This window comes from Ciceribacter sp. RN22 (assembly GCF_024054295.1).
Lineage (GTDB): Bacteria > Pseudomonadota > Alphaproteobacteria > Rhizobiales > Rhizobiaceae > Allorhizobium > Allorhizobium lividum.
The window spans coordinates 1,835,680-1,859,111 of sequence record NZ_JAMXLD010000001.1 but is presented as its reverse complement, the minus strand read 5'-3'; the positions used below and the strand labels follow the sequence as shown (position 1 = coordinate 1,859,111).

Annotated in this window: 21 protein-coding genes and 1 pseudogene; 11 read left to right on the top strand and 11 right to left on the bottom strand. The window is 63.9% G+C overall.

Features of this window, described 5'->3' with window-relative positions; all coding sequences use genetic code 11:
* Positions 1–59: 59 nt before the first annotated feature.
* The 4 genes and pseudogenes from NHF53_RS09235 to NHF53_RS09220 form a co-directional block, all read right to left on the bottom strand.
* Entirely contained in the window at positions 60–1,280 is a 1,221-nt protein-coding gene (locus tag NHF53_RS09235) for an ABC transporter substrate-binding protein (RefSeq protein WP_252833935.1), read from the bottom strand.
* Positions 1,281–1,340: 60 nt separating this feature from the next.
* Positions 1,341–2,198 (bottom strand): carbohydrate ABC transporter permease, encoded by an 858-nt coding sequence (locus tag NHF53_RS09230; RefSeq protein ID WP_252833934.1) that lies wholly within the window; start codon positions 2,196–2,198, stop codon positions 1,341–1,343.
* Positions 2,195–3,078 (bottom strand): annotated as a pseudogene (locus tag NHF53_RS09225) (carbohydrate ABC transporter permease). Before NHF53_RS09225 ends, NHF53_RS09230 begins: the two are co-directional and overlap by 4 nt.
* Positions 3,079–3,086: 8 nt before the next feature.
* Positions 3,087–4,271, bottom strand: a complete 1,185-nt coding sequence (locus NHF53_RS09220; RefSeq protein WP_252833933.1) for a Gfo/Idh/MocA family protein — start codon at positions 4,269–4,271, stop codon at positions 3,087–3,089.
* A gap of 446 nt (positions 4,272–4,717) precedes the next feature.
* On the opposite strand from NHF53_RS09220, the gene NHF53_RS09215 reads away from it, so the two are divergent.
* The 7 genes from NHF53_RS09215 to NHF53_RS09185 all read left to right on the top strand — a co-directional run bounded on the left by NHF53_RS09215 (position 4,718) and on the right by NHF53_RS09185 (position 12,001).
* A complete protein-coding gene (locus tag NHF53_RS09215; protein ID WP_114363232.1) occupies positions 4,718–5,470 on the top strand; it encodes a GntR family transcriptional regulator in 753 nt (250 codons plus the stop codon).
* A gap of 22 nt (positions 5,471–5,492) precedes the next feature.
* On the top strand, positions 5,493–6,515 hold the full coding sequence (locus tag NHF53_RS09210) for an SIS domain-containing protein (protein ID WP_252833932.1): 1,023 nt from the start codon (positions 5,493–5,495) through the stop codon (positions 6,513–6,515).
* The gene (gene nagA, locus NHF53_RS09205) at positions 6,512–7,693 is read left to right on the top strand and encodes an N-acetylglucosamine-6-phosphate deacetylase (RefSeq protein WP_252833931.1); all 1,182 of its coding nucleotides are present in this window, start codon (positions 6,512–6,514) and stop codon (positions 7,691–7,693) included. Before NHF53_RS09210 ends, nagA begins: the two co-directional genes overlap by 4 nt.
* Positions 7,690–8,601, top strand: coding sequence for an ROK family protein (locus tag NHF53_RS09200; protein ID WP_252833930.1), 912 nt, complete (start codon positions 7,690–7,692; stop codon positions 8,599–8,601). Before nagA ends, NHF53_RS09200 begins: the two co-directional genes overlap by 4 nt.
* Positions 8,602–8,793: 192 nt before the next feature.
* A complete protein-coding gene (locus tag NHF53_RS09195; protein WP_252833929.1) occupies positions 8,794–10,077 on the top strand; it encodes an efflux RND transporter periplasmic adaptor subunit in 1,284 nt (427 codons plus the stop codon).
* Positions 10,078–10,089: 12 nt separating this feature from the next.
* A complete protein-coding gene (locus NHF53_RS09190) occupies positions 10,090–10,806 on the top strand; it encodes an ABC transporter ATP-binding protein (protein ID WP_252833928.1) in 717 nt (238 codons plus the stop codon).
* The gene (locus NHF53_RS09185; protein ID WP_252833927.1) at positions 10,796–12,001 is read left to right on the top strand and encodes an ABC transporter permease; all 1,206 of its coding nucleotides are present in this window, start codon (positions 10,796–10,798) and stop codon (positions 11,999–12,001) included. Before NHF53_RS09190 ends, NHF53_RS09185 begins: the two co-directional genes overlap by 11 nt.
* Before the next feature lie 111 nt (positions 12,002–12,112).
* Here NHF53_RS09185 and NHF53_RS09180 read toward each other — a convergent pair whose 3' ends face one another.
* Positions 12,113–13,006, bottom strand: a complete 894-nt coding sequence (locus NHF53_RS09180) for a dihydrodipicolinate synthase family protein (RefSeq protein WP_252833926.1) — start codon at positions 13,004–13,006, stop codon at positions 12,113–12,115.
* Between the two features lie 85 nt (positions 13,007–13,091).
* Between NHF53_RS09180 and NHF53_RS09175 the strand changes: the two genes are divergently transcribed.
* Positions 13,092–13,715, top strand: a complete 624-nt coding sequence (locus NHF53_RS09175; protein ID WP_252833925.1) for a GntR family transcriptional regulator — start codon at positions 13,092–13,094, stop codon at positions 13,713–13,715.
* A gap of 80 nt (positions 13,716–13,795) precedes the next feature.
* On the opposite strand, the gene NHF53_RS09170 is transcribed toward NHF53_RS09175, so the two are convergent.
* From NHF53_RS09170 to cysG, 5 genes are all read right to left on the bottom strand, one after another.
* Complete coding sequence (locus tag NHF53_RS09170) at positions 13,796–14,608, bottom strand: ferredoxin--NADP reductase (RefSeq protein ID WP_252833924.1); 813 nt, start codon at positions 14,606–14,608, stop codon at positions 13,796–13,798.
* Positions 14,609–14,796: 188 nt separating this feature from the next.
* Positions 14,797–15,309: a DUF934 domain-containing protein gene (locus tag NHF53_RS09165; RefSeq protein ID WP_252833923.1), complete on the bottom strand. Its 513-nt coding sequence runs from the start codon at positions 15,307–15,309 to the stop codon at positions 14,797–14,799.
* A gap of 10 nt (positions 15,310–15,319) precedes the next feature.
* Positions 15,320–16,990 carry a nitrite/sulfite reductase gene (locus NHF53_RS09160; protein ID WP_252833922.1) on the bottom strand — a complete coding sequence of 557 codons (1,671 nt, stop codon included), beginning with the start codon at positions 16,988–16,990 and terminating at the stop codon, positions 15,320–15,322.
* An 8-nt stretch (positions 16,991–16,998) separates the two neighbouring features.
* Positions 16,999–17,313, bottom strand: coding sequence for a DUF2849 domain-containing protein (locus NHF53_RS09155; RefSeq protein WP_112689683.1), 315 nt, complete (start codon positions 17,311–17,313; stop codon positions 16,999–17,001).
* A 1-nt stretch (position 17,314) separates the two neighbouring features.
* Positions 17,315–18,754, bottom strand: a complete 1,440-nt coding sequence (gene cysG / locus NHF53_RS09150) for a siroheme synthase CysG (RefSeq protein WP_252833921.1) — start codon at positions 18,752–18,754, stop codon at positions 17,315–17,317.
* Between the two features lie 223 nt (positions 18,755–18,977).
* Between cysG and NHF53_RS09145 the strand changes: the two genes are divergently transcribed.
* From NHF53_RS09145 to NHF53_RS09135, 3 genes are all read left to right on the top strand, one after another.
* On the top strand, positions 18,978–19,571 hold the full coding sequence (locus NHF53_RS09145; RefSeq protein WP_252833920.1) for a deaminase: 594 nt from the start codon (positions 18,978–18,980) through the stop codon (positions 19,569–19,571).
* 44 nt (positions 19,572–19,615) lie between these two features.
* Positions 19,616–20,449 (top strand): nucleoside triphosphate pyrophosphohydrolase, encoded by an 834-nt coding sequence (mazG, locus tag NHF53_RS09140; protein ID WP_252833919.1) that lies wholly within the window; start codon positions 19,616–19,618, stop codon positions 20,447–20,449.
* A gap of 234 nt (positions 20,450–20,683) precedes the next feature.
* Positions 20,684–22,477, top strand: a complete 1,794-nt coding sequence (locus NHF53_RS09135; protein ID WP_252833918.1) for a PAS domain-containing methyl-accepting chemotaxis protein — start codon at positions 20,684–20,686, stop codon at positions 22,475–22,477.
* A gap of 126 nt (positions 22,478–22,603) precedes the next feature.
* Here NHF53_RS09135 and NHF53_RS09130 read toward each other — a convergent pair whose 3' ends face one another.
* Positions 22,604–23,191, bottom strand: coding sequence for a YdeI family protein (locus NHF53_RS09130; RefSeq protein ID WP_252833916.1), 588 nt, complete (start codon positions 23,189–23,191; stop codon positions 22,604–22,606).
* Between the last annotated feature and the right edge of the window lie 241 nt (positions 23,192–23,432).

Genomic DNA, 23,432 nt, shown 5'->3' with positions numbered 1-23,432 from the left:
GTGCCGGCCGTTCCTGCATAAGCGGGGTCGCGGGCTTACACCCGCGACCGTCTTGCGGCTTATTTGTACTGGTCGAGCTCGGCGGCGGCCTTCTTCACCGCATCCGCGGGTTCAGCCTTGCCGGTGACAACCGACTGCACCATCTCGATCATCACGTTCTGGAAGCCGCGATAGTCGGTGAAGAGCGGTTCCGGGCCGCCATAGGTGATGCCGTCGATCAGCGGCTTCCAGTAGGGATCCTTTGCGACGAATTCGTCGACCTTCGGGCCGGGACGCAGCGGTGTGAGGCCGGCACCGCCCTGCAACTCATACTCGCCCTGCGGACCGGGCGAGGTGATGAACTTGGCAAATTCGATCGCCTTGTCCTCGACGCCGGAACCCTTGAAGACCGCGAGGCTGTCGGTGATGAGCAGCGTGCCTTCGCCCTTGGCAGAGGGGCCGAGCGGCAGAGGCGCAATGCCCCAGTTCAGGCCGCGCTCCTTGAGGAGGGTGGCCGCACCGGAGCCGGCCTGGATCATGCCGAGCTTGCCGTCGAGGAAGATCGCACGCACTTCGTTCTGCTCGTAGGCGGTCGGCCCCTCCTCGGAGTAGGGCGTGATGTCCTTATAGGCCTGTAGAGCCGCCAGCACTTCCGGGCTGTCGATGACGATCTTGTCGCCGTCGATCACCTTGCCGTTGTTGGTGTAAACCCAATGCATGAACTGATGCATCGTGTTGTCGAAGGTCTTGGCCGGCAGGCCGTAGCCGGCGATACCGGTCTTCTCCTTGATCTGCTTGGCAAAGGCGATCTCCTCTGCCCAGGTCTTCGGCGGGGTTTCGGGGTCGAGGCCGGCCTGCTTGAAGAGATCCTTGTTCCAGTAGAGAACCTTGGTGGAGAAGGCTATCGGCACACCCCACTGGGTGTCGTCGAAGGTGACGGTGTCGACGATGTTCGGATAATAGCTCGCCTTCTCCTCGTCGGTCATCGGAACCGGAACGATCATGTCGTTCTGGGCGAATTCCTTGAGCGTGCGCGAGCCGACATAGGCGAGTGCGGCGGGAGAGCCGGAAGCGGCGAGCGTCGTCGCCTTGTCCTGGCACTGCGCCCAGCCGACGACCTCCGGAACGACCTTGTAGCCGGCGTTCTTTCCTTCCCATTCCTTGATGTATTTCTCGTGGATCGGGTCGATCTTGTCGCCGCAATAGATCCAGCTGATCTCCTGGTCGGCGGCGAGCGACGGCAGTGCCGAACCGGCGAGCAGCGCCAGCGTACCGGTGAGAATGCAGAAAGTCCTTTTCATCTGTGGTTCCCCTTTTTTTGACAGGTTGGTCTTTCGGTATTTCAGATGGCAGGTTGTCTCCTACTTGACGGCGCCGGCGGTGAGCCCGTTCACCAGATAGCGCTGCAGGAAGAAGATCACGATCAGCGCCGGCGCGATCCCGACGAAGCTTGCGGCCATCAACTCGTTCCAGACGACCTCCTGCCGCCCGAAATAGGCAAAGAGCCCGATCGGCAGCGGCATGTACTCACTCTTGGAATTGAAGGTCAGCGCGAAGATGAACTGTTGGGCATAGGCGCCGATGAAGGTGGTGATGGCGACGACGGCGATGCCGGGTGCGGCAAGCGGCAGAACCACCCGCCGGAAAGTGTAGAGATAGCCGGCGCCGTCGACATAGGCGGCCTCCTCGAGCTCCCTCGGGATGCGCATCATGTAGGTCCGCAGCAGCCAGATCGCCGTCGGAATGAGGAAGGCGGCGCCGGGGACGATCATCGCGAGATAGGTGTTGAGGACGCCGAAGGAGCGCATCAGGCGGAAGAGCGGAATGAGCAGAACGGCGCCTGAGAACATGTTGACCGCGAGGAAGGCGCCGAGCAGCGGCCCCCTACCCTTGAAGTCGAAGCGCGCGAAGGCGTAAGCCGCCGGCACGACAAGCAGCAGCACCACGAGCGTCGCTACGCCCGAAATGAAGAAGGAGTTGAAGATGTATCGGGCAAAGCCCGGAACGCTGACCCACATGGTGCGGTAGGCCTCGAAGGAGCCGTTCTCCGGCCAGAAGCGGTAGGGCGAGGAGAAGAGCTGGCTGAGCGGCTTCAGCGAGACCAGGAAGCCTTCGACGAAGGGGGCGAGCACGAAGGTGAGGAAGACCGCGATACCGGTATAGATGCCGACGATCTCGTACCACCGGTAGCGGTTGATCATGGAATTCGGCTGTCTCATCGCTTTTCTCCCGTGGCAAGGCGGCTGGTGACGCGGAAGTAGGCAATGCAGAAGATCGACAGGAAGATGCAGATCAGTACCGCGCGGGCAGCGCCCTCCCCGTATTTCTTCGACCCGATCGCCGTGCGGTAGGTATCGATGATCATCGTCGTCGTCTCGCCGGTCGGCCCGCCCTGCGTCAGGATCCAGATGATGTCGAAGGAGTTGAAGGTCGAAATCAGCGAGATCATCGACATGGTGATCATCGCCGGCAGGAGCAGCGGCAGCGTGATGCGGCGGAAGCGGTAGAACCGGCCGGCACCGTCCGTCCAGGCGGCCTCGTAGAGATCCTGCGGGATCGCCTGGATGGCGGCGAGCATGTAGAGCGTCACCATGGGCACACCGATCCACACGTCGGTGAAGATCGTCGCCCAGAAGGCGGTCGAACCGTGGGCGAGGAAGGCAACGGCCCGTCGACGAAGCCGAAACGCTGCAGGAGGCCCGAAATCATGCCGAACTGGCCGTTGTACATCCAGCCCCACATGAAGATGCCGATCGCCATCGGCACGATCCACGGCGGCATGGTCAGCACGCGGAAGAGCGCCCGGCCGGGCACCGCGGCGTTCAGCATCGTGGCACCGAAGGTGCCGATCACCATCTTGATTGCGACGGAGAAGAAGGTCCAGACGAAGGTCCGCAGGATGACCTCGGCGAAAGTGGCGTTGAAAATCCTGTCATAGTTCACCCAGCCGACCCAGTTGGTCACGCGCTTCAGCGAGGCGTCGGTGAGCGACAGGATCAACGTATCGACGAGCGGATAGGCGACGATCGCCGCGACGTAGAGAACCGCCGGTGCGAGCAGCAACCAGGCAAAGATGATGGCGCTTCGTCTGGTTTGCATGGCGGGCCTCAGGCGGAGCGGGCGGTGAGCGGAGCCGGCTCGCGGCCCTGGAGACAAGCGTCGAACTGCGTCCAGACCGGTGCGAGGTCGACCACCTTGCGGCCAAGGCGCGCCTCGTCCATCGCAAGCGCCAGGATGCCGGCCTCGAGCGCATCGATCGCCGAGACCGGCTGCGGACGCCCCTCGTTGACGAAGGCGAGCACGTCGGCCGCCATCTGCTCGTCGGCGCCGTAATGCTGGGATTCTTCTGACGGCGCCGTGTAGGTGTTGGCGACCGTCCTCTCGTTGGTTCGGGCGTCGTGGACGTTCATGTAGCCGCGAACGAAATCGCCCTCGGCCATGCCTTTCGACCCGATCACGCAGAAACGGCGGAACTGGTCCGGCACGTTGAGATTGGTGTGGAAGGTCATCGACGCGCCGTTCTCGTATTCGACGATCGCGGTCTGGTAGTCGATGATGTCGGCGTCACTGTCGAAGACCCGGTCCGATCCCATCCAGCCGCTCGGCTTGCGATGATAGACTTCGAGATCGTTGGCACCGGCCGCTTCCGGCGCGTTCGACGGCACAAAGCTCTTGCGGCCGCCGAAGCTCGCGACGAAACGCGGGCGCGCACCGACGACGCCGTTGTAGAGGTCGAGGTCATGACAGCACTTTTCCAGCATGAAACCGCCGGCATAGCGCCCATAGCGACGCCAGTCGCGCATGAAGAAGGCACCGTGATACGGCTCTATGTGCTCGGAGGCCTCAATGGACACGACCTCGCCCAAACGTCCCTCTGCCTGCGCCTTGCGCAGATCGCGATAGAGTGGTGAGTAGCGGAGCACGAGGCCGACCAGAAGCCGGTCATGGCCGTATTTCGCCAGCAACGAGGCGAGCGCATAGCTCTCCTCGATCGACACGACGATCGGCTTCTCCGTGAAGACGGTCAGCCCGGCCTCGAGACCGATGCGGATGTGTTCCAGATGGAGGTGATTCGGCGAGCCGATCATCAGAAGGTCGAACTTCTCGCCCGCGATCAGCGCCTCGGGGCTGGGATAGGAGCGGCCGGGCGAGATGCCGCGCTCTTCGAGCGTCTGCAGACCGGCCGGCGCCGGATCGACATAACCGGCGATCTCGAAATCCGGGTCGATCTCATTGAATATCCGACCCAGATAGCCGAGACGGAATCCCAGCCCGATGACGGCGACTTTCATGACTTCGTCCCCTGTTATGCGTAATTGATTTTCACAGACTGCGTCAGTTTACGGTATGCGTCAACGTCGAGACGGCGCCTCAGTGCTTGTTTATGAAATCCATTTTCATAGTCGCCATATCCGCGAGAGCGCATCTTCTTCCATGCGCGCCTAGCTCCGGCACTCACCCGAAATGGTTAATTTACAATACCAAAGAAAGCCCAATCGTCTACAGCGCATATCCACTTTTTGTTGGATATTGCCGTAAACCACTGATTTTTGCGGCACATTTCTTTCATTGATGAGAATTTGGCGCCATATAGCAAAACCATTTGCGGCACCGGTTGCAAGTTGGTATTATCTTTGCGACAAGCAACCGGAAGGATGTCAGTGACCGCAGAAACAATTTCGGGTTTTGCCGGCAATTGGCACTTGTTCCCCACCCGGCCATGGGGCACACACCGGATATGAGCGAGACTCTTCCCCTTGAGCAATTGCAGACGGTTCGTGGCGGCCCTCTTTATGTGCGGCTGAAGAAGATGATCCAGGACGCGGTGTCCTCGGGTCGGTTGAAACATGGCGACGCCCTCCCCGCGGAGCGGGACATCGCCGACGTCGCCCAGATCAGCCGCGTCACCGTCCGCAAGGCGATCGACGACCTTGTCGCCGAGGGTCTTCTGGTAAGGCGCAGAGGTTCGGGCACGTTCGTCGTGACGCCGGTGCCGCGGATGCAGCAGCCGCTCAGCCAGCTGACCTCGTTCACCGAAGACATGCGGCGGCGCGGCATGGTGGCGGGATCACGCTGGATCGAACGCGGCCTGTTCTTTCCGACACCGGAGGAAACGATGATGCTCGGGCTGGTGGGCGGCGCGCGTGTCGCCCGGCTGATCCGGGTGCGCACGGCGAACGATATGCCGATCGCCTTCGAACGCACGAGCCTGCCCGACGACATCCTGCCGGATCCGAACGCGGTCGACGATTCCTTGTACAAGCTGCTGCTCTCGCGGGGCTTCCGCCCGATCCGGGCGAACCAGCGGATATCCGCGGTCGTGCTGAAGGACGAAGAGACGGAGATTCTCGGCGTCCCTCCCGGCTCGGCGGCGCTCGCCGTGCAGCGCATCGCCTATCTGGAGAGCGGTCGCGTCATGGAAATGTCGCGCGCCCTCTATCGCAGCGATGCCTACGACCTCGTCGCCGAGCTGACCATCGGCTCCCCCTAGAACACCTGATCCGGACTGCTCGATGCCCACCAAAATGAGAGAGGAAATCGACGAGATCCCGGTTGCCGCAGCGCGGCTTCTGGAACGCTCGGCAGACGAAATCGCAGCGGCCGGCCGCGCCCTGCGGGAGCATGACCCGAATGTCGTCGTGACCATTGCCCGCGGCTCCTCCGACCACGCGGCCCATTTCCTGAAATATGCGGTCGAACTGGAACTGGGGCTGCCGGTCGCCTCTCTCGGCCCGTCGCTCGCCTCCATCTACGGCGCGCCGCTGAAGCTCGGCCGAGCCGCCGCCTTCGCCGTTTCGCAGTCGGGGGCGAGCCCCGACATCGTCGCCATGGCCGAAGGAAGCCGGACCGGCGGCGCGCTGACGTTCGCGCTCGTCAACACGGTGCCCTCGCCGCTGTCGGAGGTGGCATCGCTTGCGATCGATATACAGGCAGGTCCCGAGATTGCCGTCGCGGCGACCAAATCCTTCGTCAATTCCGCCGTCGCCGGGCTCGCGATCATCGCGGCATGGAATGGCAATGCGGACCTCGTCCGCGCCGTCGCCGAACTTCCGGGACACCTCCAGACCGCGCTCGCCCTCGACTGGACGAGCATGCTCGAACCGCTTTCCGTAACGGATTCGCTCTACATGCTCGGACGCGGACCGACGCTCGCGATCGCCGCCGAGGCGGCACTGAAATGCAAGGAGACCTGCGAGCTCCACGCCGAGGCCTATTCGTCCGCGGAAGTGCTGCATGGTCCGGTATCGCTGGTCGAACGGGACTTCCCGGTCGTCGCCTTCGCCGCCCGCGACAAGGCGGAGGCATCGATCGCCGGGACGGTCTCGGCGCTCGCCGCCAAGAATGCGGCGTGCTTCATCACGTCCGGCGCCGCCACGGGTGCCCACGCCCTGCCCTTCGTCGCGACGGGCCATCCGCTCACCGACGCCCTGGCGCTCATCGTTCCCTACTACGGTTTCGTCGAGGCGCTTTCGCGTGCCCGCGGCTTCGATCCCGACAAGCCGGCCGCCCTGAAGAAAGTGACCGAGACCAGATGAGCAGCCCACTGTTTGTCACCGCAAACCGCATCTTCGACGGCGAACAATTCCTGACCGACACCGGGCTCATCATCGAGGACGGCAAGGTCACAACCCTCCTTCCGGCGGCAGAACGCCCGGCGGGCTGCCGGCTTCTCATCCTCGACGACGCGACGGTGGTGCCGGGTTTCGTCGATCTTCAGGTGAACGGCGGCGGTGGCGTACTCTTCAACAATGCGCCGACGCTCGACGGTATCCGCACCATTTGCAATACGCATGCCCGCTTCGGCACGACGGCACTCATGGTGACGCTGATCACCGACACTGCCGACGTGCGAGGAAAAGCGATCGAGGCGGCCACCGAGGCGGTGGCGAAAGGCGTGCCCGGCTATCTCGGACTGCATTTCGAGGGCCCCCATCTTTCGCTCGCCCGCAAGGGCACGCATGACCCGGCGCTCGTTCGTCCGATGGCCACCGAGGACCTTGCGGCGCTCGTCGCCTGCGGCGACCGGATCGGCCAGGCGATGATCACCGTCGCACCGGAGAGCGTGACGCCGGCACAGGTTGCCGCGCTCGTCGATGCCGGCTTCAAGGTGAGCCTCGGCCATACCGACTGCAAGGCGGCCGATGTCGGAGCCTACGTCGCCGCCGGCGCAAGCCTGGTCACGCATCTCTTCAACGCGATGAGCCAGCTCGGCAACCGGGAGCCTGGGCTCGTCGGCGCCGCTCTCGCCGAGGGCGCGCTTCACTGCGGCCTGATCGCCGACGGCTTCCACGTCGATCCCATAACGATGGGCTTGGCGCTCCGGGCAAAGAGCGGTCCCGGCCGGATCTTTCTCGTCACCGACGCGATGTCCAGCATCGGTAGCGACGAGACCGGCTTCGAGCTCAACGGCCGGCAGGTCTACCGCCGCGACGGGCGCCTGACGCTCGCGGACGGCACGCTGGCCGGCGCCGACATCGACATGCTTTCCAGCGTGCGTTTTGCGCACCGGAGGCTCGATCTGCCGCTCGAAGAGGCGCTCCGGATGGCGAGCGCCTACCCGGCGGAAGCGATCGGAGCGACGTCCAAGGGCCGGTTCGTGCCCGACTGCGACGCCGATTTCGTCGTCCTGTCGCCGGACCTCGACCTCCAATCCACCTGGATCGGTGGCGAATGCGTCTTCGACGCGACCGCGCCGGCAGGAGCCGACCGATGATCGTCTGTTTCGACATCGGCGGAACGGCAATCAAGGGCGCCGTCGCGACCGGTCCCGACGACATCCGCGAGTTTCCGCGCATCCCGACCCCGACCGACGACTTCGACGCCTTCGTCGCAGCACTGCGCACGGTGATCGACGCGGCGGGCGGCAAGCCGGATTGCGTCGCGCTCTCGATTGCCGGCATCATCGATCCCGACACGAAAAGGGCGGTCGTCGCCAACATCCCTTGCATCGACGGACGCACGCTGGTTGCCGACCTCGAGGCGGCGCTGGTGCTTCCCGTCGTCGTCGCCAATGACGCCGACTGCTTCGTGCTGGCGGAGGCCGGACTGGGTGCCGGTCGCGGCCACCGGGTCGTGTTCGGCGTCATCCTCGGCACCGGCGTCGGCGGAGGTCTCGTCATCGACGGCAAGCTCATCAACAGCGACGGCGGCTTTGCCGGAGAATGGGGGCACGGGCCGGTCGCAGCGACCGAGGCCGGCAATCCGCCGGTCCACCTGCCGCGGTTTTCGTGCGGTTGCGGACAGATGGGCTGCATCGACGCGACCTGCAGCGCCCGCGGGCTCGAGAGACTGCATCACCACATCCACGGAATTCGGCTCACGAGCGAAGAGATCATCGAGGCTTGGTCGAAGGGAGATGCGGCAGCGGGACGGACCATAGACGTCTATGTCGACGTGATCGCGAGCCCGCTGGCGCTCGTCGTCAATGTAACCGGCGCAACGATCCTGCCGGTCGGCGGCGGACTTTCGAATGCCCCCAACCTCATTGTCGCCATCGATGAGGCGGTGCGCCGGCGCATCCTCCGGCGCTTCGCACATCCGATCGTCGTTACCGCGGAATGCCGAATGGAACCCGGACTCATCGGCGCGGCGCTGCTCGGACTGGCGACGGCCAAGCGCTAGATTCTCCTCGGCCCGGGCTCAGCTCCATCATTACCGATATTTCATTATGGTTCGTAACTGTGTTGTGCCACACACGGTTGTCGAAGGAGCAATCATGTCGCGCCCTGTGATTTGATTTCGGTCAATCACTGCGCGCGAGAATTGTCCGATACGAAGAGAGCACATTTCGAGACCGTATGCGATGGGCGGAAGATGAACGACACCGGAGAAAAGCCGGCTGCCGACGCCGGGCAGGCGGAACTGGCAAGACTGCTGGAGAGCTCGCGCAAACGGGGCGGCACGCGATGGCTTTGGCGCGGACTGGCGGTCGCCGCAGTCGCGGGGCTGGGCGTCGGCTATTATCTCTACGGCGGCCAGTCCACGACCTACAGCTATACCACCGCCGAGGCCAAGAAGGGCGACCTCACCGTCATCGTCACGGCGACCGGCTCTATCGAGCCGACGGTCAGCGTCGACGTCTCCAGCGAGCTGTCCGGTACCGTTCGCGACGTACTGGTCGATTACAACAGCCCGGTGAAGAAGGGCGAGGTGGTCGCGCGGCTCGACACCGCCAAGCTCGAGGCCGACGTGAAGAGCGCGGAGGCAAAGCTGCTGTCGGCGAAGGCGGCCGTCGCCAAGGCGGAAGCCGACCAGAAGTCGGCGAAGGTCTCGCTCGACCGCCTTACCAGCCTCGTCGGCAACCGGGTCTCGACGCAACAGGATCTCGACTCGGCCCGCTATACCTACGAGGCAACCATCGCGACGGTCGAAAGCGCGAAGGCCGACGTAATCTCGGCAGAAGCCTCGCTTGATCTCGCCAAGGTCAACCTCGCCAAGGCGACCATCGTCTCGCCGATCGACGGCATCGTGCTCTCGCGCAACGTCGATCCGGGCGCGACGGTTGCGGCTTCCCTGGAGGCGCCGACGCTCTTCACGATTGCCGGCGATCTCAAAGAGATGGAGCTGCAGGTCGATATCGACGAGGCGGATGTCGGCCAGGTGGCGGTCGGCCAGAAGGCGACGTTCACGGTCGACGCCTTCACCGACAAGCGCTTTCCGGCGGAGATCACCGAAATCCGCTACGCCTCGGAGACGGTCAACGACGTCGTGACCTATATGGGCATCCTGAAGGTTCATAACGACGAGATGCTGCTGCGGCAGGGCATGACCGCGACCGCCGACATCGTCGTCCAGTCGATCGAGGGCGCACTCCTGATCCCGAATGCCGCACTCCGCTACACGCCACCGGAGACGTTGACTGCAGGGAAAAGCGGTGGCAGCGGCGTTTTCAGCATGTTCCGGCCACCGCGGATGGGCTCGCTGACCACAGCCGAGCCAGAGGGTAGTGAGCGCGCGATCTGGGTAATGCGCGATGGTGTCCCGACCGCCGTCAACATCGAAATCGGCGCGAGCGACGGTCAGAATACGGTCGTGACCAAGGGAGAGATCGCCGAGGGCGAGCTGGTGATCACCGATGCCACGGCCAAGAGCGGCTGAGCGGAGAGCGCGATGGCGACGCCTCCCCTCATCGAATTCCGGCAGGTCACCAAGCTCTACGGGACCGGCGAAGCGACGATCCGTGCGCTCGACCGTGTCGACCTGGCGATCGAGAAGCACGAATTTGTCGCAATCATGGGGCCTTCCGGATCTGGCAAGTCGACAGCGATGAACATCCTCGGCTGCCTCGACGTGCCGAGCTCGGGGCACTACCTGTTTCAGGGGATCGACACGACCGCCTTCGACCGTGGCCAGCACACGCTGCTGCGGCGCTACATGCTCGGTTTCGTCTTTCAGGGGTTCAACCTGCTCGCCCGGACCTCCGCACTCGAGAACGTCGAGCTGCCGCTCGTCTATCGCGGCATGGAGGCCCGCGAGCGGCGCAAGCTCGCCGAGATCGCATTGCATCAGGTGGGGCTTGCCGGTCGCGAGCACCACACGACCCAGGAGCTTTCCGGCGGCCAGCAGCAGCGCGTCGCGATTGCGCGGGCGATCGTCACCAGCCCGGCAGTGCTGCTCGCCGACGAACCGACCGGCAATCTCGACACCAAGACCAGCCGGGAGATCATGGAACTGATCACCGGGCTCAACCGTGAGCACGGCATTACGGTGATCATGGTGACCCACGAGGAGGACATCGCCGCCTATGCCGGTCGCCACCTGCGCTTCGTCGACGGCCGCCTCGACCACGACACCGCCAATAGTGGAGCCGCGGCCCATGTTCTATGAGACCGTCAAGCTCGCGCTCCGGGCAATCAGCCGCAACCTTCTGCGATCGTTTCTGACGGTGCTCGGCGTCGTCATCGGCGTCGCTGCGGTGATCGCCATGGTGACGATCGGCAACGGCACGACCGCGCAGGTCACGGCCGAGATTTCCAAGCTCGGCACCAATCTTCTCTTCGTGCGGCCGGGACAGTTCGGGCCGGGTCGCGCCAGCACGACTGCCAAGAGCTTCACGACGCGGGACGTCGAGGCGATCCGCGAACAGATCAACGGATTGCAGGCGGTCGCCCCGGTCAACCAGTCGAGTCAGGTCGCGATCTTCGGAGGAGAGAACCACACGACCACCGTCGTCGGCACCATCAGCGACTATTTCACCGCGATGGACTGGAGTTTCACCTCGGGACGGGCATTCCTCCCGACCGAGGAACGCGGCGGCCAGGCGGTCTGCGTGATCGGCAATACCGTGCGTTCGGAACTCTTTGGTTCGACGCCGGCGCTCGAACAGAAGATCCGGGTCGGATCCGTGTCGTGCGAGGTGATCGGCGTCCTCCAGAAGAAGGGCCAGAGCGGCATGGGCACAGACCAGGATGACATCGTCGTCATGCCGATCAAGGTCTTCCAGCGACGCATCGGCGGCAATACTGATGTCTCGAGCATCACGCTGTCAGCCCGCGACGGCGTCTCGACGGCCAAGGTGCAAGCGGATGTCGAACGGTTGTTGCGGGAACGGCGCAAGATCATCGCGGGTCGCGAGGACGATTTCTCCGTCAACGACATGGCGCAGATGGCCTCGACGCTCACCGGCACGACGACGCTGATGACGGGGCTTCTGGGAGCCGTCGCCGCCGTCAGCCTGCTGGTCGGCGGCATCGGCATCATGAACATCATGCTGGTGTCGGTTACGGAGCGCACGCGCGAAATCGGCATCCGGCTCGCGATCGGGGCGCTGGAAAAGCAGGTGCTGCTGCAGTTCCTGGTCGAAGCAGTCGCGCTGTCGCTTTCCGGCGGCATCATCGGAATCCTGCTCGGCCTCGCTCTCGCCTACGGCGCCGTCGTCCTGCTCAACGTGCCCTTCGTCACAAGCCCGGCCGTAATCGCCCTCGCCTTCGTCTTCTCGGCGGCGATCGGCATGATCTTCGGCTACTTCCCCGCCCGCCGCGCCGCGCAGATGAACCCGATCGAGGCGCTCAGACACGAGTAGCGTCAGCGACGCATGCGCCGCCAAGGGTGCCCCAGCAGAATCATATCGGGCTCGACCCAACGGAAAAGGGGCGGTCGAGCCGCCCCTCCACGTAATCCCTGCGCTATGCGCTCAGAGCGCCGGCAGCACCGGACGGTTGGCGAGTGCCGTCTCGATGACCTTGACGACACGGGCGCGATGCTCGCCGGACAGCGGCAGGCGCGGCTCGCGGACGCGGTCGTTGGAGCCGATCGCGAAGACCTCGGCAAGCTTGATCTGCTGGACGAGGAAGGTTGACACGTCGAGGTCGAGCAGCGGACGGAACCAGCGGTAGATCGCACGCGCCTCCTCGTAGCGGCCGGCCTTGGCGAGCTTGTAGATGGCGACCGTTTCCTTCGGAAAGGCGACGACGAGACCGGCAACCCAGCCGTCGGCACCCATCATCAGGCTTTCGAGCGCCAGGTTGTCCACGCCGGTGAAGACGTCGAAGCGGTTTCCGAAGGCGTTGAAGACCTCGGTGACACGACGGATGTCATCGGTCGATTCCTTCATCGCGACGATCAGGTCGTCCTTCGCCAGTTCCTCGAACATCGGAATGGTGACGTCGACGCCGTAGCCGATCGGATTGTTGTAGACCATGACCGGGCGCTCGCCGGCGACGGCGACAGAGCGGATGTGGTTGATCGTTTCGGCCGGCGCCGACTTGTAGGGCACACCCGGCAGGACCATGAAGCCGTCGGCCCCGGCCTTGGCGGCGGCGACGGCCGCTGCCTTGCCACGACGCGTGGCACTTTCGCAGATCGTCATCAGAACCGGCTTGCCACGAGAAACCGATTTCGCGATCTTCAGGATCTCGATCTTTTCTTCCGGATCCAGCGTCATGTTCTCGCCGAGCGAGCCGCAAACGATCATACCGTCTACGTCCGCCTCGAATTGCAGCGCAAAGCAGCGCTCCATCTCGGCGTGGTCAAGCGCGCCGTCTTCCTTGAACTTGGTCGTTACCGCGGGAAATACACCCTTCCACATGTGGAGCTCCTTTGCTGATATATCAGTGGAGCTTGTCATCTCGAATGCGACATGTCAATATCTGATATATCAGAAAGGACCATCAATGTCGAAACAAGCCGGATCGCTGAGCCACCTCGCCTATCTCGCCCTCGAGCGCGAGATCGTGACGCTGAAGCTCAAGCCCGGCGCCAGGGTGACCGAGAAGGAACTGATCGATCTCGCCCGACATGGACGCACGCCGGTGCGTGAGGCCATCCAGAAGCTCGAATGGCAGGGCCTGATCGAGGTGAAGCCGCGAGTCGGCCTGCTCGTGACCGAAATTCACCCGGAGGATCACAAGGACATCATGGCGGTGCGGCATAAGCTCGAACCCCTCGCCGCCTCTCTCGTCGCCGAAAGCGCCAATGCCGAGCACCGCGAGGGGCTGCTGGCCTGCGCCCAGGCGATGACCGCGGCCGCCGTCGCCGGCGACTTCGAAGGGTTTCTCTCGGCCGACAAGCAGTTCGACGAGATTGTCGAGGAGGCCTGCCCGAACCGGTTCCTCATTGCCGCCTTGGCACCGTTGCAGACGCATTCGCGCCGGCTCTGGTTCGCGCGGGCGACGCCCGAAAAGATGGATCGCTCCGTCGCCTTCCATGTCAGCGTCATCCGGGCGATCCACAAGGGCGACGCCAGCGAAGCGCAAACGGCGATGGAGGCACTGATCTCCCACCTCGCGGGAACCTGAGTTCCATACATCGATACTGTTCAAACGAAAAACGCCCGGAAAGTCCGGGCGTTTTTTTGTGACTTACCGAAAGGATCGCGTCAGCCGACGAAGGCGCGCTCGATGACGAACTCCGCGGGCTTGCTGTTGGCACCTTCGGTGAGGCCCGCCTTTTCGAGCAGCGCCTTGGTGTCCTTCAGCATATCCGACGAGCCGCAGATCATCCCGCGGTCGACCGCCGGGTCCAGCGGCGGCACGCCGAGATCGGCAAACAGCTTGCCGTTTTCGATGAGGTCGGTGATGCGGCCGCGGAAGGGATAGTCCTCACGGGTGACCGTCGCATAATGCTTGAGCTTGTCGCCGACGATTTCGGCCAGGAACTCGTGGTTGCGGATTTCTTCCATCAGGTCGAAACCGTATTTCAGCTCCGCGACTTCCCGGCAGGTGTGGGTGAGGACGACTTCCTCGAACTTCTCGTAGGTTTCCGGATCCCGGATGAGGCTTGCAAAGGGTGCGATACCGGTGCCGGTCGAGAACATGTAGAGCCGCTTGCCGGGGGTGAGCGCGTCGAGCACCAGCGTTCCCGTCGGCTTCTTGCGCATCAGCACCTTGTCACCCGGCTGGATGCGCTGCAGATGCTGGGTAAGCGGACCATCGGGAACCTTGATCGAGAAAAATTCGAGCTCTTCATCCCAGGAAGGGCTCGCGATCGAATAGGCGCGGTAGATCGGCTTGCCGTCAACGATGAGCCCGATCATCGCGAATTCGCCCGAGCGGAAGCGGAAGCCCGCGGGACGCGTCATCCGGAACCGGAACAGCCGATCGGTATAGTGGGTCACGCTGAGCACGGTCTCGGCATAGACGCCTTCCGGCACGATCAATTCCGCGGACTTGGTCATCACTGGAGCATTCATGCTGTGTCGCTTCCTGTTTCGTCTTTCTGTCGGCCACCGGGGCCATATACCCTATGCGCTGCGGCTGCGAAACCGGGCATTCCGTCACGGTCGCCCGAACTTTTTTTGCGACCGTATGCCTCGCCTGGACGACCGTGACCTTGATCACAGTCAAATCTTCGGCGCAAATATAGTAGTTTCGCGATATCTTATCCACCCGCGCGGCTGGTCCGCCGCCAGCTGTAGCCGCCGGGGACGGTCGCCGATCGTGCGGCCGGCTGATAGTGGTCGGCGATCCCCGGCAACCGCCCTTCGGCAAGCCGCCGCCTCGCGACCTCGTTGGTCACGGCGAAGCTGTCGAAGCCTGTGCGGAGCATCAGCGGGATCTGGTCGATCAGTACATCGCCGATGGCGCGTATCTCGCCGGTATATCCGAGGCGGCCGCGCAGGATGGATGCGTGACTGAAGGCTCGCCCGTCGCCGAAGGCGGGAAAGGCAAGCGCCACCAGCGCGATCCTGTCGAGATAGGGTGCGAGCTTCGTGACGTCGTCGGCCGGCGCGATCAGCACGCCAAAGCCGCCTTCATTGCTCTCCTCGACCCGTTCAAGGAAGCTCGCGAGACCGAGAACGGGGGCTTCCCCCTCGCCTGCCTTGCGCTCGTCCGTCTCGATCACCCAGGGATCGTTCTCGACGAATCCGGTTTCTTTCCAAATGCTGGTCATCAGTTCTTCCTCACGCGGCTTCCGCCGTTTCCCCGTAGAGGGCATCCTTGAACGGCTGCGGGCCGACGCGGCGATAGGCATCGAGGAAGGGCTCCTCGCGCGAAAGCCGCAGACCCAGATAGGTGTCGACGATGGTTTCCACCGCGTCGGTCACCTTCTCCGGCTCGAAGCCGCGGCCGATGATCTCGCCGATCGAGGCATTCTCGTCGCCGGAACCGCCGAGGGTGATCTGGTAGAGTTCGGCGCCCTTCTTTTCCACACCGAGCAGGCCGATATGGCCGACATGGTGGTGGCCGCAGGCATTGATGCAGCCGGAAATCTTGATCTTCAGCGCACCGATCTCCTCCTGCCGTTCGGCAGAAGCGAAGCGTCTGGAGATTTCCTGGGCAACGGGGATCGAGCGGGCATTCGCCAGCGCGCAATAGTCGAGCCCGGGGCAGGCAATGATGTCGGTGATCAGCCCGGCATTGGCGGTCGCCAGGCCGGTCTCCACCAGGGCCGCGTAGACGGCCGGCAGGTCGGCGAGTGCTACATGCGGCAGGACGAGGTTCTGCTCGTGACTCACCCGGATCTCATCGAAGGCGTAGCGTTCGGCGATGTCGGCGACGACGTCCATCTGCTCAGCGCTCGCATCACCCGGCGTGCCGCCGATCGGCTTCAGCGATATCGTCACCATGCCGTAGTCGGGATGCTTGTGGGGCGCGACATTGCGGGCGACCCAGGCGGCAAAGGCCGGGTCGGCCTTCTTGGCGCGGGCGAGATCGGTCCAGCCTTCCGGACGCTCCGCGAGTGCCGGCAAGGCGAAATATCGCTCGATCGCGCGGATATCGGCGTCCGGCAGCTTCAGTTCTCCGTCGCGGATCGTCTCGAACTCCGCCTCGACCTGCCGCGTCAGCTCCTCGATGCCGGTTTCGTGGACGAGGATCTTGATGCGCGCCTTGTACTTGTTGTCGCGCCGGCCGTGGAGATTGTAGACGCGCACGACCGCAGTCACGTAGGAGAGCAGGTCTTCCTCCGGCAGAAGATCGCGGATCTTCTTGGCGAGAAGCGGTGTGCGCCCCTGCCCGCCGCCGACATAGACGGCAAAGCCGAGCGCGCCATCCTCGCGCTTCTTCAGATGCAGGCCGATGTCGTGCACCTGGATCGCCGCGCGGTCGCTCGGCGCGCCGGTGACGGCGATCTTGAACTTGCGCGGCAGGAAGGAGAATTCCGGATGGACGGAGGACCACTGGCGCAGAATTTCGGCATAGGGACGCGGATCAGCGACTTCGTCCGCAGCGGCGCCAGCGAAATGGTCGGCCGTCACGTTGCGGATGCAGTTGCCCGACGTCTGGATCGCATGCATCTCGACACTGGCGAGCTCGGCCAGGATGTCCGGGGTATCGACGAGCCGCGGCCAGTTGTACTGGATGTTCTGCCGGGTCGTGAAATGGCCGTAGCCGCGGTCATAGCGCCGCGCGATATGGGCGAGCATGCGCATCTGGCGCGAATTCAGCGTCCCGTAGGGGATGGCGACCCGCAGCATGTAGGCGTGCAGCTGCAGATAGACGCCGTTCATCAGGCGCAGCGGCCGGAAGGCATCCTCGGCGATCTCGCCGTTCAGCCGGCGCGCGACCTGGTCGCGAAACTGCTCGACGCGGGCAGAAACGAAGGCGTGATCGAATTCATCGTAGCGGTACATGAGGCTCCTCAGGCGGCAATGAAGTCGGGATCGGCAAAACCGTGGCCGTCCGCATAGGCAATGGTGGGACCGAGCGCGCGGATGCGCTCGCGCAGGCGCTTCGGCCGCAGGACGCCGCCCTGCTCCTCGACGTCGACGACATTGACGTCGAGAACGAGGTTACTCGCAAAGGCTCGACGGCCGGCAGCTTCCAGCGCCTCGACGGCTTCCGGATGGCGGGCGACGAACGCCTCCTGCAGGTTCTCGGTCCACTGGCCGTTCGCGTCGAGCCAAACAGCGATTCCGTCGCCGAGGCGATTTGCGGTCAGTACTTTCTCTGCCATGTCAGATCCTCACGAGTGTGGCGCGGCGGGCGACCTTGCCCCGCAGCGGTTCGGAACGGTCAAAATTCGCGCCGGCGACGGCATCGCCGATGATCACCATCACCGGGCCCTCGAGTTCGGTGCGCGCCTCGAGGTCGGGAAGCTCCCGCAGCGTGCCGTGGAGCAGGCGGCGCTCGTCCCGTCCGGCATTCTCGACGACCGCGACAGTCGTGTCGTCGGCAAGTCCGGCCGCCATCAGGCGCGCGGCGACCGAAGCAGCCACGGTGCGGCCCATATAGACGGCGACGGTGGCGCCGGAAAGGGCAAGCCGCGCCCAGTCGGGCAGCGCTTCGCCGTTCAGGTCGTGGCCCGTGGTGAAGACCAGCGACGAGGCGACGCCGCGCAGCGTCAGCGGCAGTTCGAAATCGGCAGCGGCGGCGAAGGCGGCGGTGATGCCCGGCACGACTTCATAGGGGATGCCGGCATTGCGCAGCGCCGCCATTTCCTCGCCGGCACGCCCGAAGACGAGCGGGTCGCCGGATTTCAGTCGCACGACACGCTTGCCGGCGCGGCCGAGAGCGACCAAGAGCGCGTTGATCTCGTCCTGCGACTTGGTATGGCAGCCCTTGCGCTTGCCGACCGAAATGCGTTCGGCGTCGCGCCGGCCCATGTCGACCACCGCCTGCGGCACCAGCGCGTCGTAGACGATCGTGTCGGCCTCGATCAGCAGCCGATGGGCGCGCAGCGTCAGCAGGTCTTCGGCACCGGGACCGGCACCGACCAGGAAGATCCGGCCCGGTTCGGCGGAGGAACTGCCCCGCATCAGCCGGACGGCGTTGCGGCGGGCGCCGGCAAGATCACCTTTTTCCACGGCCGACGCGACGTCCCCGCGGAAGAACCGGCGCCAGAAGGCCCGGCGCGCAGAACCGCGCGGCACGGTCCGGTCGACGGCGGCGCGGCAATCCTCGGCGAGGCGCGCGAGCCGTCCGAGCGTCTTCGGCAGCCGGCGGTCGATCTCGGCGCGAATCATCTGGGAGAGCACCGGGCCCGCCCCTTCCGTGCCGATCGCAACGGCGATCGGTGCGCGGTTGACGAGCGCCGGCGTGAAGAAGTCGCAATGCTCGGGCTGGTCGACGGCGTTCGCCGGAATGTTACGGTCGCGGGCGGCGGCAACGATGACACGATCTGCCGCCGCATCGCCGGTCGCGGCGAAGACGAGCACAGCGCCCTCCACCTGTGTCGCGACGAAGGGTTCGCGGCGAACCTCGATGTCCGAGGTCGCCAGGAATTCCGCGTAGTCGGCACGCGGCCGGTCGGCATAGGCGATCACGCGGGCCGAGGTGTTCTTGATGAGCCTCGCCTTGGCAAACGCTTCGGCCCCGTTGCCGAACACGGCGACAACGGCACCCCCCACCTTGAAGAAGGCGGGAAAGACGGAAAGCTGGTGCTCGGTTGCAGCCATAACTCGACCCTGTTGCAGACTGGCCCAATATCGCCGTTCGCGGCAATGGTTTGAAGAAACAGGAATCCGTCGCCCTCGCAGGGCGCACATTTCTTTGCTAGGCATCCGCGAAATCCGAGCAAATCTCACCGGTGCCCGCCGCGACCTGTCTTCGGCGATCGTCATTTTGACTTTTGCCGCCGGGGCAGCCAAGGATAGCCCGGACAACAACAGGAACAACGCCTTGACCACCGCAACGCCCGTCCCCGCCGCACGCCTTCTCGACGTCATAGAGCACGACATCCTGCCGCTCACCGCCCGCGGGGTCGCCGCCGGCAACAAGGTGTTCGGCGCGGCCGTACTCAGGAAATCCGATCTCTCGCTGGTTCTCGCCGAGACCAACAACGAGACGGAGAACCCGCTCTGGCACGGCGAGGTCCACACGCTGAAGAGGTTCTACGAGCTCGCCGAACGGCCGGACACACGCGACCTGATCTTCCTGTCGACCCACGAGCCCTGCACCATGTGCATGTCGGCGATCACCTGGGCGGGCTTCGACAATTTCTACTATTTCTTCAGCCACGAGGACAGCCGCGACGCCTTCGCCATTCCGCACGACCTGAAGATATTGAAGGAGGTCTTCGGACTCGAACCCGGCGGCTATCGCAGGGCGAATGCGTTCTGGCATTCCCACGCCCTCACCGACCTCGTCGCGGGGGCGGAGCCCCGCGAACGCCCGGCGCTCGAGAAACAGTCGCGGCGCATTCGCGAGACCTATGACCGCCTCTCGGCCGCATACCAATCCTCGAAGGGCGGGAACGACATTCCCCTCAACTGACACGAACGGAAGGCGGCGCCCGTCCGCCCGGAGCGAAAACGCATATGGAAGCTTCCAAGGATATCGGCCGCCTCATCGAGATCATGGCGGCGCTGCGCGACCCGAAGACCGGGTGCCCCTGGGACATCGTCCAGACCTTCGAGACGATCAAGCCCTACACGATCGAGGAGGCCTACGAGGTTGCTGACGCCATCGAGCGCAACGATCCAGACGACCTCTGCGAGGAGCTCGGCGACCTGCTACTGCAGGTGGTGTTTCATGCACGGATGGCGGAAGAGGCCGGCCTCTTTTCCTTCGGCGACGTCGTCGAGGCGATCACCGGGAAGATGATCCGCCGCCATCCCCACGTCTTCGCCGTCTCGGACGCGGCGACACCCGAGGCCGTCAAGGTGCAGTGGGACGCGATCAAGGCCGAGGAGAAGGCGGAGCGAAGCGACAAGCGCCGCCGCCGCGGCGTCGCCGAAGTGCACCACGACGGACATCTCGGTACGGTGCAGCGCTCGTTTCCGGCACTGACGGAAGCGATCAAGCTGCAGGAACGGGCCGCCAAGGTCGGCTTCGACTGGTCCGAGGCCGCCCCCATCCTTGACAAGATCGAGGAGGAGATCGGCGAGCTGCGCGAGGCACTTGCCGAGGGTCGCCCTGAGAAGATCACCGACGAACTCGGCGACTTGATCTTCGCACTCGTCAATATCGGCCGCCATGTCGGCACCGACCCTGAACAGGCCTTGCGTGGAACGAACGCAAAATTCAGACAACGTTTCAAATATATAGAGAAAAATCTTGAAGCGTCAGGCGAGACCCTCGAAGGCGCCACGCTGGAGCGGATGGAGGAGCTTTGGCAGGCGGCGAAGGGACGCCCGCAACCAGAGAAATAGCACCGTAAGTTGCTTCCCCTAGCAGCGCGCGGGGGACCTCGGGCGCACCCACTACGGCACCGCAGGACTGAGAGCGCCAAGAAACGTCCGAAAATGTCCCGATTTGTTCTTCGCGGCGTGCGAGACGTTCACCGTTCGTAAACTGCACCATGCAAGAATTAGCCCCATAAAATTCAGAGGGGCACCGGCGCACCCGCCTTTTGAGATCAACCACTGGGAGCGCCTTTTTCGGAGATGCAGATGTTGGGATTTGGTAGTGGATCGGAAGCAAAGGCCGTTCTGGAAGCGATGAGCCGCTCCCAGGCGATCATCGAGTTCAGGATGGATGGAACCATCATCACAGCCAACGAGAATTTCTGTAAGGCGCTTGGCTATACGCTCCCGGATATCGTCGGCCAGCACCACCGGATGTTCGTCGATCCGGCCGAGGTAAACAGCCCCGCCTACCGTGAATTCTGGGCAAAGCTCGGAGCCGGCGAGTTCGACCAGCGCCAGTACAAGCGCATCGGCAAGGGCGGACGGGAAGTCTGGATCGAGGCGTCCTACAATCCGGTCTTCCGCAACGGGAAGCCGTACAAGGTCGTGAAGTTTGCGACCGACATCACCGCGCAGAAACTGAAGGCGGCCGAGGATGCCGGAAAGCTCGACGCGATCTCGCGCGCCCAGGCCATCATCGAATTTACGCCGAAGGGTGAAATCCTGACCGCCAACGAGAATTTCCTCAAGACGCTCGGCTACTCGCTTCAAGAGATACAGGGCAAGCATCACTCGATGTTCTGTGACTCCGGCTACACTGCCAGTGACGCCTATCGGACCTTCTGGGGCAAGCTCGGGGCCGGCGAATTCGTTGCAGACGAATTCCTGCGCATCGGCAAGGGGGGCAAGAAGGCCTACATCCAGGCCTCCTATAATCCGATCTTCGACATGAACGGCAAGGTGTTCAAGGTCGTCAAGTTCGCGACCGACGTCACCCAGCGGGTGGAGAATGTCGACCAGCTCGCCCGCTCGCTGAACGCGCTTGCCGAAGGCGATCTCACCCAGTCGATCACCGAGCCTTTCCTTCCGACGCTCGAGAAGCTGCGCGTCGACTTCAACGGTGCATCGACGAGACTGCGCAGCACCATGCACACGATCTCCGAAAATGCGGGAGCGATCGCGGCCGCCTCGCAGCAGATCCAGTCGGCCTCGAACGACCTTTCCAAGAGAACCGAGCAGCAGGCCGCGTCGGTCGAGGAAACGGCTGCCGCCCTGGAACAGATCACCACCACCGTCGCCGACTCCAGCCACAGGGCGCAGGAAGCCGGTGAACTGGTGCGCCGGACCAAGGACAATGCCGAACGCTCCGGCGGCGTCGTCAATCAGGCTGTGGACGCCATGGGCAAGATCGAGCAGTCCGCAGGCGAGATCGCCAACATCATCGGCGTGATCGACGAGATCGCCTTCCAGACCAACCTCCTTGCGCTGAACGCCGGTGTAGAGGCAGCCCGCGCCGGTGATGCCGGCAAGGGTTTTGCCGTCGTCGCCCAGGAGGTGCGCGAACTCGCCCAGCGCTCGGCCAAGGCGGCAAAGGAAATCAAGGAACTGATCAGCGCCTCCAACGAGCATGTGAAGAGCGGCGTTACGCTCGTCGGCGATACCGGCCGCGCGCTGCAGGAGATCGTCGGCCAGGTTCTCCGCGTGGACGATAATGTCGGCGCGATCGTCGAGGCATCCAAGGAGCAGGCGACCGGCCTCAAGGAGATCAACACCGCCGTCAACACCATGGACCAGGGCACGCAACAGAACGCCGCCATGGTGGAGGAGACGACGGCTGCGGCCCACAGCCTCGCCCGCGAGGCCGAGCAGCTCTTCAATCTCCTGTCGCAGTTCAACATCGGCGGCTCGGCAGGTGTTCGCCGCTCCGCGCCGGCCTCGGCCGCAGCCACGTCGAAGCCCGTCCCCTCGCCAGCCCGTCAGATGGCGGCGAAGGTCGCCGGAGCCTTCAACGGCAACGCGGCGCTCAAGGACGACAGCTGGGAGGAATTCTGAGCAGCGCGCCTGCTGTATGACACGGCGGCCTGGAAGAGTTGACTTACAAGACCACCCGCCTGCCGCGGGTGGTCTTTTCATTCGGGGAACGGTGCTCCGACCAGAAACCCGCAGAGCCTGTGTGGGTTACCGTTCCTGCAACCGCTTGCCGGCCAGTATTCTGTCGCGGCTCTTTTCAATCCGTGATCGACGGGTGGCGGATTGCTTCGGTTGGGCGAAATGCAGCGCATAGCCGCGCTTGCGGCCGGGTGTCAGCGCCTCGAAGGCCTCCTGCAGGTTCGGGTCCTCTTCCAGCGCGGCGACAAGCTCTTCGGGGTAGACGATGTCATCCTTCGGCAGGTCGACCTTCGCACCGGCTTTTTCGAGTTCGATCGCCTCGCGGACATAGGTCCGGATGGTGGTCTCGATTGCTGTGATCTGGTCGAGGCCGGTGAACTTGAACATGCGCACGGCGCGGGAATTGTCGCCGGGCGCGACGAGCAGGCCTTCCGGATCCTTGAGCAGCACGCCCCTGAAGAAGCCCAGCGCAGCATTCTCCTTGAAGCCCCAGATGACGGCGACATTGCCGCCGTCATAGGTGTAGCAGGGTCCGCGCCACTTGAATTCCTCCGTCAGTCCGCAGTCGAGCAGGATCGCCCTCAACGCCCGCAGTTCCTCCGACCACACCTTGGCTTCGGAGAAGAAAGTGTTCAGCTTCTGCCGTTCGTCGCTCATCACATCCTCTTGGGGACAGCTCCGATCCATTAGGCGGCTCTACCAAGTAGTGTCACCTGTCCATGACGTCGAATCATAATCCGCTGGCTCCTCCGGTACAGGATTCCCGAACGTGTGGAAGTGACATCGGAGACTGTCACGTAGAGAGAGCGCCTTACGGTCACTGAGAAATCCAAGGTCAAGCACGATCGGTCTTGTCGTAACGACACGACCTTCCGCCGGATGTATCGGCGGAACTATA